Origin of the sequence: Legionella drozanskii LLAP-1 (genome assembly GCF_001467585.1) — a bacterium.
Classification (GTDB): Bacteria; Pseudomonadota; Gammaproteobacteria; order Legionellales; family Legionellaceae; genus Tatlockia; species Tatlockia drozanskii.
Genome location: NZ_LNXY01000018.1, coordinates 1 through 13,451, shown reverse-complemented (window position 1 = coordinate 13,451; position 13,451 = coordinate 1). Strand labels below are relative to the sequence as shown.

Below are 13,451 nucleotides of genomic sequence, written 5' to 3'. Positions count from 1 at the left end.
TTGAAGTTTTACCTTCCCATGTGATTAACAAACCAAGTCCAATTGAAAAAATAATTTATTAAATATTTAATTTAATCTTAGCAATAAATCTATAGGTATTCGATTGCGTATAGAAAAAGCGCACCATCTCCTTGCTTGCATCCGGGCCTTTCGCATCGGTATAGCTGCCTCTTCGGCTGCCGCCGGCCCAGGCATGACCTGCCCCATGAATGACCCAATTTTCGGCAACCGTGCGGCTGTTTTCATCTTGATATAAAGTTCGCGTGTAAGCATGCCCATTTGGGACTTTACCCTCCTGCACAATAGCATGGAGAGCTATTCGATCCGCAGCCACTTCCTTTGGGGAGACACTCTGTTTTATCAACTGGTCGGCATTACTGGAATGAACAGTCGTATCGCTATCCCCGTGAAACACAATGAGCGGAATCGAGCTCAGTCGGGTGTCAGCATCGGATGTTCGCAGCTTTCCATTTATCCCAGGCTTTGCGCCGCGCATCGCTGCAAAGGCAGATGGCAGATCCTGCGCTGAGCCATACGGCAAGCCGGAGTGGACGCCGACCGCTGCATAGAGATCGGGATAAGTCGCGCCCATGATGATCGCCATAGCACCACCCGACGAAAGGCCGGCGACATACACGCGCCTCCTGTCAAGCTTGTAGTCACTTATAACCTGCTGCGTAATTCCGGCAATGATGGACGGTTCGCCTTGATCGCGCTGTTGATCAATGGCCTTGAACCAGTTCCAACATTTCGAGGAATTGGCGGACTGTGATTGAGCCGGATACACGACAAAGCATTTCTTCTCTTCCGCCACGGCATTCATGCAGGTGCCCCTGGCGAAATCATCGGGATTCTGCGTGCAGCCGTGCAACATCACAATCACTGGGACGGCCTCTCCATGGTAGCTTGACGGGATATACACTTTGTAGTCACGCGTTCCAGCATGATTAGTAAAGGACTTTGTCAGGAATTGACCCTCGCTTTTTTCGATCCCCTCCTTCTCTGGAACTGGCGACAGCTTCTGTTCGTGTTCCGACAGAGGCTGGTCCAAGGTCGAAATACCTTTCGGCGACATCACGCCCAGAGACGCTAGTAAATCAGTCACGAAATCAGGCATACCTTCATGGACACCGAATGGTTTACCCATCCGCGCAGGCATTTCCTTGAGCGCTTTTTGAATCGCAACCGTCGCAGCAGCTGCGCCGCTGGACATCAGTGTACTTGTAATCTCGCTCATTTGCGTTCGCAAGTTTTTATTGAGGATCATGTGATTCCCCTTCTGTGTTAATGACTAGTAAATCCGCCCCGCCAGGGCAGCCTTGACGGCGGCGCTGGCGTGGAAAGCGCCCAGTACAGTGATGGAATCGATGGTGGCCAACGCGAGTTCGGCAGAGACATCGGTTGCAATGGTTGCTAGGCCCAGCACCTGGATTTGCAATTTTTGACCAGCAGCCTGGACCGCTTCCAGTTCGGCGCGGGAATACATTTGCAAGCCTAGTACCAGGCTCTTGCGCGCCACGGTTTGCTTGACGATATCGGCATGGCTGCTCAATTGATTGCGAATCGCCGTTCGAATTAGATCGGTACGATTGGAATAGAAGCCTTCCTGCACTAGCAAATCGATTTGGCCTAGATCAATAAATCCGAGATTAATAGTGATTTTTTCGCTCTCGTTAACTTTGGGCTTTAACTTAACAATATTCATTAAATATCCATCCACATACCATCCATATAGATGGTATTATAGACAGACGACTATATTTGTCAAATTGTGTACTAGGGAGACAATGGCATTAGGTTAATGAAATCTGCAGGAAAGCTGTGCCGTTTAAAATAAACGTAAAAGTAAAACAATAGTTTAAGACTTACCAATACTAAGATTTTACTGGATAGCATTTGGAATTAAGTAAAAAAAGCTGAGGAATGCCAATTAACCAGTTTAAAAAACTGGCGATCTAGGACTTGAAATTATACCAAGAAACAAGTTTTTTATTCCTTGCAGCTAATAAAATGGATAATCGATCATAATGGGATATATCCAAAGGTGCTTGATTGCTCTTTCTAATCTCTTTCGAACTAAACCAATTTATTTCACCATCTCTTATAATTAATATTTTATTCGTTTTATTAATGATTAGAGAAGAATTAAACATCTTTATGAGTTGATAGCTTTTACGCTTTGCTTCTGCTGCCCGAATAAAAAATCGCCAGATTTTAGAGGACAATTTTTGTTCCAAGTTGAGATTTTCTTCAAGGTTTTTATTTTTTTCATTTTCCCACCAAATCTGAAATACTCCTTTTCCATGGATGTGCTCAAACTTCCTTAACAACCGATGCGCAAGGGCCAGCAATTTCCTATTATTCATCTCTGCTACTTTCTCATAAACAACATGATGGACCTTACAAAATATCTCCCATGCCTTCCTAAAAGTTTCTGGCGTGATCGATTCTTCAAAAAAAGTTAAGGGGGTCTGAGCTCTATAAGCTTCAATAATCTCTAGAAAATGGCTAATAGCATCTTTAGAGCGAAAAGGACCATTAAAATAAAAGGAGTCTCGAAATTCTGAATACTCGGTAAAGGTAGAATTATAAAATAAAACTCTGCGGTCCTCCCCTTTTAACAAAATATTGTAGGGTGGATTCCATTTTTTAATTTCATCCGATTCAAGCAAAGCTGCTTCTAGGGGCGTTTCACACTCTACTGTCTCAATATCCCAAACTTGAGCTAGCATTTCTAATTTACGTCTATCTCTATTTTTAGTGCCGCGAAAATAAGAATTCACTCGTGTTCGAAGTGAAGTTGCTTTACCCACATATAAAATAGCACCGTCTTTAGCAAGCATCCGATATATCCCAGGCTTAGCCGATAGGTTTAGTCTTGTAAATCGCTCGATATTATATTCATAGGGTACTGGGGCTCTTTTACAATGTGTTTTATTTAACCATACAATAAGATCCTCATAACTCTCGATATGCGATTCAAGCAGCTTTGGTAGCAATTGTTTCCATATATTGAGTGTCATGGATACGTGCGACACCACCTCATTCTTAGGGGTGTTGTCTAATTTGAAGTAACCAGAAATGGCTTTTAAGTTATGACTGGGAATATTGGGTAGCAATCTTTTTGCAATTTTTTGCGAGCAAATTAATTTAAAATTTAATTCCTTCGTTTCACTCTGTTCCTGATAAAATTGCCGTAAAAAGCTATTTTCAAATTGGGCATAATGAGCAACGACTATTGGTTTTGGCCCAAGCTTCTTTAAAACTTTTTGAAGTTTGTTAAAAGCTTCTTGGGGTTCTATACTTTGAACTAAATCTGATTCGCTGATTTGCAGCATCTTCTTAATTTTGCGTGGTATTTCCTCCTCCGCAGGAAGTTTTAACGTCCATTTCTCAATTTTAGGCACACTTATATTTTCAGGATTGAAGAGAGCCCAGCCGATTTGTAAAAGATAGGCATTAGTAGGATGCATCCCTGTGGTTTGGCAATCAATGATCAAAACTTCTTTTTGTAATAAATCATACATAGGGTTGATGCTGTCTTACTTTGTTAAATAAATCATTTCTTTTTAGGATCTCTATATCACCTGCTAGCTAGAGGAGATAAAATGCTCAGTCTTCTTTTTGCTCAAAAATTTCGTTTCATGAAAAAGTATTCTTTATCAGTGATTGAATTCGCTCTACCCTCGCCTCGCACTGGAAGCATAGATACTTATTCAGGGTTTGGCCTCGCCTCCAAACAAGCAATAAAAAAACATCAAGAAATACAACTATTAAAACACAAAGAAAATCCAAACTATCAGTCGGAAGTCAGCATTACAAATCGATTTGTTTACAAACGCAAGCAATTTCAAGTCTCAGGTCGGATGGATGGGGTTTTTGTAGGGGAAGACTTCATTATTGAGGAAATTAAAACCGCCTTTGATGTTAACAAATTATCAAACATTCTTCACGACAGTCATTATACACACCCTTATTGGCTCCAATTGCAAACTTATGGATATATGCATTGGCTTAAAACTAATAAAATCCCAAAGCTGCAATTATTGATTGCATCACTTCGTAAAAATAAAAATCATATGCTTTCTTTTAATTTCGATATCAAACGATTCGAAGCTTGGTTGGCAATAAGACTGAACGAATTAGATCAGGATATTCAGGATGTAAAAAAGAGAATTACCCGTAGGATAAAGGCAAGTCAGCAGCTTTCTTTTCCCTTTCACTCCCCTCGCCCGCAACAAAAGGAATTAATCGATTTAATTGCTACGCAATTAACGAAAAAACGTCCAATGTTAATTCAAGCACCCACAGGACTTGGAAAAACAATTGGTGTTTTGTACCCGACACTCAAAGAATCATTAAGCCGTGGCCAAAAAACAATTTATCTCACTCCGAAGAACAGTCAACATCAAATCGCTTTGGATACCATCGAGAGACTGCAGAAAAAAGGGGCTCCTTTCAAATCATTAGTCCTAACTGCCAAGAAAAAGCTTTGCATGAAGAATGAGCCTATTTGTAATGCCAAATACTGCGAATTTGCAGAAAACCACTATACCAAGTTAACTGAGCATGAGTTGTTAAAGAAGGTGCAACGGAAAAAAAATATTAATGCGCTCTATTTCAAGGAACTGGCAAAAGTATATAAGGTCTGTCCCTATGAGCTACAAATGCAAAGCATACCATTTTTTGACGTTGTGGTAGGAGATTATAATTATGTGTTTGGACCCAACAGTAATTGTTCTCGTGTTTCGACTCTAGGTATGGGAGAAAATGAAAAAACCAATCTAATCATAGACGAGGTTCATAACCTTCCCGCGAGAGGAATGGAGTACTACTCGCCTGAGCTTTCTGGAGATTTTTTTTGGAAACTTCAGGAAACCCTAGAACAATATCCCAATCCATTGACCGTAAAATTAAAGGTTATTATAGAGAGCTGTCTACGCATAATCACTCAATGCGCAGTTCCAAATATAAAAACTCCTCATCGAATAGAGCCCCCCATCAGAGATTTTAAAAAGCAAAACGAGGTATTAAATGAGTTCTTAACAGAGTATTTGGAATCTGATCTGGAGATAGAAGAGGAAGATCCGATTTTAAAATTAAGTAATTACTGGTCAGACTTTACAGACGCTCTCGAGTTTGTCGAACAAGGCAATGGAGCATTTTTTACGTCGTTCAACCCACTTCAAAACACCATTAAAATTACCTGCTGTGATGCTTCTACATTGATCAAAGACGCCTATAGTCATTTTGAACAAATCATAGGTTTTTCTGCGACCTTAAAACCTTTTGATTACTATAGCCAATTAATTGGTTTGCACACCGAACACTTATATACTTATGAGTTTTTATCACCCTTTTGTCAGTCACAACGTAAGCTGCTGATTATCCCCCAAATTTCATCGAAATATCGAGATAGAGCCACTCATTCTTTTAAAATTAAAGAAGCTGTATTACGTATTGCTTCTTTAAATCCCGGAAATTATTTTATATTTTTCCCAAGTTTTGATTTTCTGGAGCGTGTTTACAGCCTTTTTCCTTCCTCAACGGACTTCTCTTTTCTAAAACAAACACGAAAAATGGCCCAGAATGACGTAGTTAATTTTATGAGAAAATTACATTCAAATGACAAAAACTATTTAATTTTTGCCGTACAAGGCGGGATGTTTGCAGAAGGAATTGATTATATTGGAAATCTTGCAATTGGTGCTTTCATTGTTGGCCCTCCCCTTCCTATGTTTGACTGGGAACGAGAGCAAATGAAGCACTACTATGAAGTTCAGTACAAAAAAGGTGAGGAATATTCATATACTTATCCCGCAATGGCAAAAGCAGTACAGGCAGCTGGTCGGGTGATTCGCACAGAGACCGATAAAGGTATTATTGTTTTAATGGATGATCGCTTTTTGTTATCAAATTATAGTAAGTGCATGCCTACAGATTGGTTTATTGAACATCCTAAGGAGCTTGTTTCCACTTCAATTTTAAACGACGTTGCGAATTTTTGGGAAAAAGGTCAATTTCAATAACCAAAAGCAGGAATTACAAGAGCAAATCAATTTTCTGACACGAGATGTGAAGTCCATGCAATTGTTAATTAAATGGAGTAATCGAAAAAGATTTATTAATTAATTACTAATTGGCTTTTGTTTTAAAAATATAAAAATTATCAAAGGGTATAAACTACTATCGAAGAACTTAGATCGACAACTTCCACCACTCCACCCAGCACGCGACTAGGGCCCGGATTTCGCTTAGGGTGCGTTGCGTGCAAAATGGGAAAAAAATTTGGTAGAGTTATGCTTGATGTCTAAGTTTTTTTAACGAATTCAGATTTAAGTTTCATAGCGCCAATACCGTCAATTTTACAATCAATATCATGATCACCATCAACTATTCTAATATTTTTAATTTTAGTACCAACCTTAACCACTAGAGAAGATCCCTTAACTTTCAAATCTTTTATTATAGTGACCGTATCACCATCTTGAAGTAGGTTGCCATTAGAATCTTTAACAATACGTTCATTCTCAGTATCATTTTCTGCTGCCTCTTTTTCCCATTCATAGGTACATTCTGGGCAAATGAGAAGGATGCCATCCTCATAGGTATATTCCGAATTACATTTAGGACATTTTGGTAAGGTACTCAATTTTAATCTCTTCAATAGACTTAAAACTTGACTGTACCATAATTCAGGCCTAATAGGGGCATGACAACATCGCAAAGAAAGAGACTCTAGCAACCCAACCCCAATTTGATTTTTAAAACCTTGCGCTTAGCCTGAACAATCCAATAATTGGGTTGTGCCGCCAATACTAGCAGCAATAAAAGAGGTTGCTCAAATATTCTGGTTTTACATATTTTTTTTATATATTTTACTATAATTTAATTACTTCCAATAAAATGGAATTTAGTTATGAGTAAAAAATCGTATTTAAGTCCGCAGCCCTCTGCTGTTGAAAAGGAAAATAAAAATTGCGTCAAACCGAAACCTACCAACTTAGCTGGATCTGAATTGGAAGGGAACAAAAAAGAAAAAACTCAAAAAGCAATAAAAAGAAATCAATAATTACTCTTCAGTTATTTCAAGAGTAATTTTGAGTTTTGGACTATTGCACTACTTGGAGGATGGTTGCCAGGCATCCCCTTTCGAAAAATTAAATGAGCATCGGCTATATTTGTTCAATCAGCGGAGCTATAACTGTTACGATAATGCGATGATGGAAAATTTCACCTCATAAATAAAGGCCGCTTAGTTGTTGAACTAATTATTGTACCAATTGTATTTTAGATTGAGACGCCTTTGATTGTTTTATAACCAATAATAAATAAACAATGAAGGATTAATAATGAACAGGTTACTACATAGAACGTTTCAATATCACCCAGCATTGGGATAAATGTGTAAGAAGGGAAGCATTGTCCCATCGAGACTAATACTATGATTGCAAGCGCAAAAATTATTGTGTATGTCTTATGATTTTTAATTAAAAGAGCTATTACTGAAAAAAATAGTGAAAATAACAAACCATAGAGTGTGATGAAATAAATAATCAGCGGCCACCAGCCCCTTGTATCGCTATTATTATATGAAAATATTAGCGAAAGAAGACAAGCGGACAAGAAGCTAAAGCTTAATATAAATAAATCTCGTGTAAATAACTTGGATTTTTTTAAATTGTGCTCAGGTTGGCTGATGAGAGGGGCTAATTTTTCAGAGTAATAAACTGCAATGATAATTAAAGGCAATGTTTGAAGAAGACCAGCAAAGGAAATATTCGCTGTATGATAATGCATTGCAAATGTCGCGCAAATAAACGAGATAAGAATAGACCAAGAATATCCATTTAACTTTTTAATCTTTTTTCTAGACGTGGTCATGTATTAATCCGTAAACTGTGACTCACATTTCGATAAGTTTAACATGAAAAATCAGTGAAGCATTCTTCTAATTGTAACTAATTGATTTTATTTTTTGTCATTCAGCCATTTTTTTGTCTGTTTTTGCCACTCAGTATAACAATCTTGTCCACAAAAATACTTAATGTATTCTTCACCTTCAAACGATCTCGCTGCTGATTTAGGCACAAGCTTAAGGCAGGTGAAGCAGCTTTCTGTGTCACATTGCTCAGATTTACCAAATTGCTCAAAAGAGGTCATCGAAGATAAAGGTTTTCGGTCTCCTTCTTCATGCGGCTTAGGGAGATTATCATCAAGGTAGCCTATCGCAAGCGCACCTATAAGTACTTGCTCTTCGGGGATCGCAACAAGCTTTCGTGTTGTTGTTTCGTCAAGCGTAACCCAGCAACAACCAATATCTAAACTCCACGCAGCCAACCACATATTTTGCATCGCAGCGGCACCACTATAGACATGTTGATTATGCTGAATTAACCAATCATCAAGTGCAACGTCTCGGTTGACGGTAACAATAATTAAAAGTGGGGCCTTTGATAAAAAAACAGCGTGTTTTGCAGCAGATGCTAAATATTCAAGACTCGCTTTATTTCGAATTAAGGTAAAGTGCCATGGCTGGGAGTTTTGAGGACTAGGAGCATAACGTGCCGCTTCAAGTATTTTTTCAATTGTTTGTTCATCCAGCTCCCTAGAATTAAAACTTCGCACAGCTCGTCTGCTTAAAATTAAATCAATCATATCCATATGGTTCACCATTTACTGGGTTGAGATTTAATAGTAGTACATTTACTAAAGTAAATACTTGTTGATAAACAAGAAACTAGAAAGGGTTGAAATAAGCATCATAGGTTTTTTTGTGCTAATAGATGACCAAACAACCCTTGCAAAGGTCTGCCAAACTCATCCAGTTTATGAAGTAGTCCTGTGGATTCTTTATATTCAATTATTGACCAACCACTATTTTGATACCAATGATAAAGCTCTTCCTTTTCCGGTAAAAACGTAAATGTAGCCGGCAATGTGTAAAGGTTTGATTTAATTGGGTAGACAAGGAAATGATACCCCTGCGTCTTAGTGGCATGTTGTAGCTCATTCAACAACGAGGAAATACGCTCCACTTTTAAGAATTGCAGGCTCACAGTTGAAAACACAAAATTATAATGCTCTTTTTGCAAGTTTAAAGGCTGATTTAAGTCATGAGTTATTGTTTGGACGTGAGTTAGGTTCTCTTTTATAGCGATCTCTGAAATGCTCTTCAATGCTAACTCATTGTTATCAATACCCGTAATCGAATGGCCTACTGAAGCAAAATACAAGAGATTTCTTCCTGAACCACAGCCCACGTCCAACACTGTTAATTGATGATTCTGTAAATAATTATGATAAATATACTGAAGGTCACTATGAACTGCCCCTAAGCCATATTTTTTGTAAAAGAAACGGTTAGGCTTACAATAAAACTCCAATAAGGCTTTGAAATTTTCACTTATCGGTATAATTTTATGCCAGGCAGCAGGTGGAATAAGTAATTGAGGGTTAGTTTTATTTAGTCGAGTACGTGAAAGTTCCTGACCGAATCCATTTAAGAAAATAAAATCAATTTCTCCTTCCTCAAGACTTAGGTAACCCCAAGTTCCTTCTTTGGTGCTGTGTTTTTCAAGAAAGAATTTAAGTTTTCCATGACTGTCTATTGGGGTTTGTTTATAACAAACTAACTCTCCATACGTGGTTAACATTCTGTTTTTCCAAATAAAAATAATATTCTACATTATCCTCCTTTGGACCTTTAAACTCCAAGGTTTAAATACATGCGTTTATTTCAGTTGGATTTGAAGAGCCGAATTAGAAAATGTAGAAATGATTAATATCAACGACGAATGGCATCCCAAAATCGATGTTCACTACGTTGCTGATGAAATAATAAAAAAACTGGCTACGCAAGAAGAGAGATTAACAGGCAATCAAGTTAAATTCATTCGCTCCTATTTTTCCATGCCTCTACGTGAATTTGGTGAGACCGTAGTTCATGAATCGCATACAGCTGTCAGCAAATGGGAAAAATATGAAGATGAAATAACTAATATGAATGAAAACACCGAACAAGTATTACGACTCTATATTATCGAACAAACTCAGACTAAGACTACAGCTGATCAAAATAATTTTTATTCGAATTTTAAAAGAAGCAGAGCTTTTGTAAATGCCAAAGGTAGAAAACCCAAACCACTTCAATTAAACCTCTGCGCATAAATTTTTTGCACTAAGCACCAGTCGGTGTTTGATATCCGAGAGTTGAGTGAATGCGCTTAGGATTGTAAAAGACTTCAATGGCTGGGTATTTTTTTAGCCAGGAATAATAGGCGCTAGGAAAAACACCAAGTACTTGGCATAATAGATTAACCCGGTGGAAAGCCGATTGCTGCTCTATCATCGCGTAGATCGCTGACTTTCTTTGGCGAAAAACGCGGTGGCCTTTTTTAATATATCTCGCTCTTCTTAAATCTCTGCAATACGCGATTTTAAACGACGTAAAGTTCCAACTCTTTTTCATCTAATTGAGGTTGATTGGGAAAGGCTTTGTCTTGCTTTAGGTGAAACTGTTTACGCCAGTTATAAAGATTGTTCACCAATTCCAAGCTCCTTTGCAATTTGTCTAATCGGTTTAGAACTTTGCTTTAATAATTCGTTAGCTCGTAGCTTAAATTTCTTTCGTGTAAATATTTTTTTACATCTGTAACTCCTTAAGGGAATTTGAAAACAACGCATTTTTCATTAGATCCTCAATTAATAACGATTAAATGCTTCCAATTATTTCTCAAGAAATAGAATAAAAGGAATCATTTTTTTTAAAGAGAGGATGCTATTACAGAAAGATCAATATCATACATTGCTTCATCAAATGTAAGCAGTGGTGGTATGGTGCCGAATAACTCAAGAAATTCATCGGATGTATTTAAGTTGTTGTTAATCATACAATCTACTCCATTATTTCGATATAAATTCATTTTTCAATTTTGGTATTGTAAATACCCCCATTATTTTTTGCAAAAACAATGCAACTTTTAATGGTATATGATCTTGCCAACTTTGACTTACCAGCTGAACTCCAATAGGTAATCCTTCGTCGGAATAGATACACGGTAAAACTGTTGCTGGCCAACCGGTCAGGTTGTGCGCCGTAATATAACCAAAGTCACGAACATTGGCAAATGTTTCACCATGATAACGTGCTGGAGTGGCTGAAACTGGTGAAATAATTAAATCAAAATCTTTCATAAATGAGGTCATATTGTAGCGAAATCGTTCTAACTCTAGTAACCGTTGTCGTAATTCTGATATGGAAAATTCACAATTTTTTGATAACTCCAAATATTCAAGCAAAAGTGGAGAAACCTGGTTCGGCTTAAAACTATTGATAAGCTGCGATATCGTTTGACCAGCATCACCACCTAATATAAAAGTTTCATAATGGAGTCTGTAAACATTATTCAATTCCGTTGGATAGGCTTCTATTATGCTTTTGACCTCTGGTTTTAACAATTCAACTACAGTATCAACCGCCTTAACCGTTTCTGTCGTTGGCGAGGTCCCTGTCGGATTATCATAAAAGTAAGCAACTCTAAGATTTTTTAACTCAAGATCTTTATTAATTGGGAATTGAATAGGTACAGCGTGTGGATCGATACCATCTGGCCCTGAAATAACCTCCATCATTAATATTAAATCTTCCACATACCTTGCCATTGGCCCAATTGAGAGCAGTTGAGCACCAATACCAATTCCATCAGCAGGAAAATTTCCAGTATTTGGAATAAAACCATGAGTTGGTTTATGTGCACAAATTCCACAATAATGTGCGGGCTGTCGAACAGAGCCTCCCGCATCGTTCCCAATACCCATTGGTATTCCGCCTGCTGCTATAATAGCTGCTTGTCCACCGCTGCTGCCACCAGCTGTTCTGGTTAAATCATAAGGATTGTTCGTTCTACCATAGATTAAATTATCAGATTCATAGGATATCAATAACTCTGAAGTATTCGTGATTCCATAAATCTCAGCACCTGCTTCCCTTATCCGCGAGACTGCCGTTGCATCAAAGCTGGATTTTGAACCATAAAAACCACGACTTCCTTTGCTACAAATAAAATCTTTTACATGGAAAGCATCTTTAATGGAAATAGGTAATCCAAAAAGCTTACCAACCTGCTGTCTTGATGAAATTATAGCCTCTGCTTTGAGAGCATTAGATAAAACTCTATCTGGATCAAATTGTTGTATAGCATTTATCTGTGGATTAACTTCATTAATTCGTTTAACAAATGATTCTGCCACTTCAGAAACCAAAAGTTCACGGGAGTTTATTTTTCGAATTATTTCAGATGCTGATAGTTCATAGAAATTACTCATTGATAAGCCTATTATTTAAGTTGTATGATGCAAGATTTTTATTGTATTTTTCGAATTCTATATCATCAATATATCTATATAAAATCACCAACAATTTGGCCAAATATACATAAGGCACAGTTACAATAAGTTTTATCATAAAAATAGTCAGAAACATTTTTAAAAATACTTCAAAACCATATTGATAATACAATGCGCCTTGAACAATCATTGACATAATAAAACCAGAGATTGCTGAACTTAAAAAACTTCTTAAAATAAAGTGTATTACGCATTTTCATTTTGACCTTTCCCCCGAATTAGTACTACTTTTTCGATGAGATTTATTAGCTTATGCTACCTGCTTAGCGTATTCAACAGGCGGCATATAATTGAGTGAGCTATGAGGCCGAACATGGTTGTAATGCTCACGCCATAAGTCAATCTCATATTTTGCTTCACTCAGTGTTCGAAACCAGTGTAAATTTAGACATTCGTTTCTGAATTTACCATTCAGACTTTCCACAAAAGCGTTCTGTGTGGGTTTCCCAGGCTGAATAAACCCAAGGGCCACACCGGTTTCTTTACTCCAGAAGAACATTGCCTTGCTGGTAAACTCAGTGCCATTGTCACAAATGACCTACTTGGTTTGCTACGCTCCTCTATAAGTTGACCTAGAAAGCGCGCAACTTGCTGTCCACTGATTGAAGTAGAAACCAACTGCCCAAGCATCTCACGAGAATAGTCATCCACAACATTTAACACACGAAATCGTCTACCATTACTCAGCTGATCAGATACAAAATCCATTGACCAACGTTGATTAGGGGCGGTAGGCAATTCCATTGGTTGCTTAGGCCGGATGAGCTTTTTGCGTTTCTTTGTTCGTACCTGCAACCCTTCCTCTGTGTATAGCCGATAAGTATGGTTCTTGTTAATAACGAAACCCTCCGCTTTAAGCAAACCATGAAGAAGCAAATAACCATCGGCAGGATATTGCGTTGCTAACTCCTTGAGTCGTGCTCTGATTGAATTGTCTGTTCGTGACTTAGGTTGATACCGATACATACTGCGGCTCAGCCCTGCCAGCTTACAGGCCACACGCTCACTGAGTTTAAAGTGAAATAGGAGGTGCTGGACAATAG

General features: G+C 38.0%; 12 protein-coding genes and 1 pseudogene. 3 read left to right on the top strand and 10 right to left on the bottom strand.

Translation table 11 applies throughout. The features are described from left to right. Positions 1-58: 58 nt before the first annotated feature. From Ldro_RS04075 to Ldro_RS04065, 3 genes are all read right to left on the bottom strand, one after another. A complete protein-coding gene (locus tag Ldro_RS04075; protein WP_058495145.1) occupies positions 59-1,267 on the bottom strand; it encodes an extracellular catalytic domain type 1 short-chain-length polyhydroxyalkanoate depolymerase in 1,209 nt (402 codons plus the stop codon). Positions 1,268-1,291: 24 nt separating this feature from the next. Next, a complete protein-coding gene (locus tag Ldro_RS04070) occupies positions 1,292-1,705 on the bottom strand; it encodes a hypothetical protein (RefSeq protein ID WP_058495144.1) in 414 nt (137 codons plus the stop codon). Positions 1,706-1,955: 250 nt separating this feature from the next. Continuing rightward, positions 1,956-3,527, bottom strand: coding sequence for a 3'-5' exonuclease (locus Ldro_RS04065; protein WP_058495143.1), 1,572 nt, complete (start codon positions 3,525-3,527; stop codon positions 1,956-1,958). Between the two features lie 81 nt (positions 3,528-3,608). Between Ldro_RS04065 and Ldro_RS04060 the strand changes: the two genes are divergently transcribed. Then, complete coding sequence (locus tag Ldro_RS04060; protein ID WP_238583958.1) at positions 3,609-6,029, top strand: ATP-dependent DNA helicase; 2,421 nt, start codon at positions 3,609-3,611, stop codon at positions 6,027-6,029. Positions 6,030-6,310: 281 nt separating this feature from the next. On the opposite strand, the gene Ldro_RS04055 is transcribed toward Ldro_RS04060, so the two are convergent. Beyond that, the gene (locus Ldro_RS04055) at positions 6,311-6,652 is read right to left on the bottom strand and encodes a zinc ribbon domain-containing protein YjdM (protein WP_058495142.1); all 342 of its coding nucleotides are present in this window, start codon (positions 6,650-6,652) and stop codon (positions 6,311-6,313) included. A 267-nt stretch (positions 6,653-6,919) separates the two neighbouring features. Here Ldro_RS04055 and Ldro_RS16250 point away from each other — a divergent pair, with 267 nt between their 5' ends. Continuing rightward, positions 6,920-7,072 carry a hypothetical protein gene (locus tag Ldro_RS16250; RefSeq protein WP_157066458.1) on the top strand — a complete coding sequence of 51 codons (153 nt, stop codon included), beginning with the start codon at positions 6,920-6,922 and terminating at the stop codon, positions 7,070-7,072. Positions 7,073-7,290: 218 nt separating this feature from the next. On the opposite strand, the gene Ldro_RS04050 is transcribed toward Ldro_RS16250, so the two are convergent. The 3 genes from Ldro_RS04050 to tehB form a co-directional block, all read right to left on the bottom strand. Next, positions 7,291-7,884, bottom strand: coding sequence for a hypothetical protein (locus tag Ldro_RS04050; protein ID WP_058495141.1), 594 nt, complete (start codon positions 7,882-7,884; stop codon positions 7,291-7,293). A gap of 87 nt (positions 7,885-7,971) precedes the next feature. Then, positions 7,972-8,664 (bottom strand): DUF3330 domain-containing protein, encoded by a 693-nt coding sequence (locus tag Ldro_RS04045; protein WP_058495140.1) that lies wholly within the window; start codon positions 8,662-8,664, stop codon positions 7,972-7,974. A gap of 98 nt (positions 8,665-8,762) precedes the next feature. Then, positions 8,763-9,656 (bottom strand): SAM-dependent methyltransferase TehB, encoded by an 894-nt coding sequence (gene tehB / locus Ldro_RS04040; protein WP_058495139.1) that lies wholly within the window; start codon positions 9,654-9,656, stop codon positions 8,763-8,765. Positions 9,657-9,777: 121 nt separating this feature from the next. Between tehB and Ldro_RS04035 the strand changes: the two genes are divergently transcribed. Then, positions 9,778-10,170 (top strand): hypothetical protein, encoded by a 393-nt coding sequence (locus Ldro_RS04035; protein ID WP_058495138.1) that lies wholly within the window; start codon positions 9,778-9,780, stop codon positions 10,168-10,170. Positions 10,171-10,180: 10 nt separating this feature from the next. Here the strand turns inward: Ldro_RS04035 and Ldro_RS16245 are convergent, their stop codons facing one another. The 3 genes and pseudogenes from Ldro_RS16245 to Ldro_RS04015 all read right to left on the bottom strand — a co-directional run. Then, positions 10,181-10,351, bottom strand: coding sequence for a hypothetical protein (locus Ldro_RS16245; protein ID WP_157066457.1), 171 nt, complete (start codon positions 10,349-10,351; stop codon positions 10,181-10,183). A gap of 554 nt (positions 10,352-10,905) precedes the next feature. Next, positions 10,906-12,327, bottom strand: coding sequence for an amidase (locus tag Ldro_RS04025; RefSeq protein ID WP_058495137.1), 1,422 nt, complete (start codon positions 12,325-12,327; stop codon positions 10,906-10,908). A gap of 331 nt (positions 12,328-12,658) precedes the next feature. Continuing rightward, positions 12,659-13,451, bottom strand: a pseudogene (locus tag Ldro_RS04015) (IS3 family transposase); the annotation flags it as partial.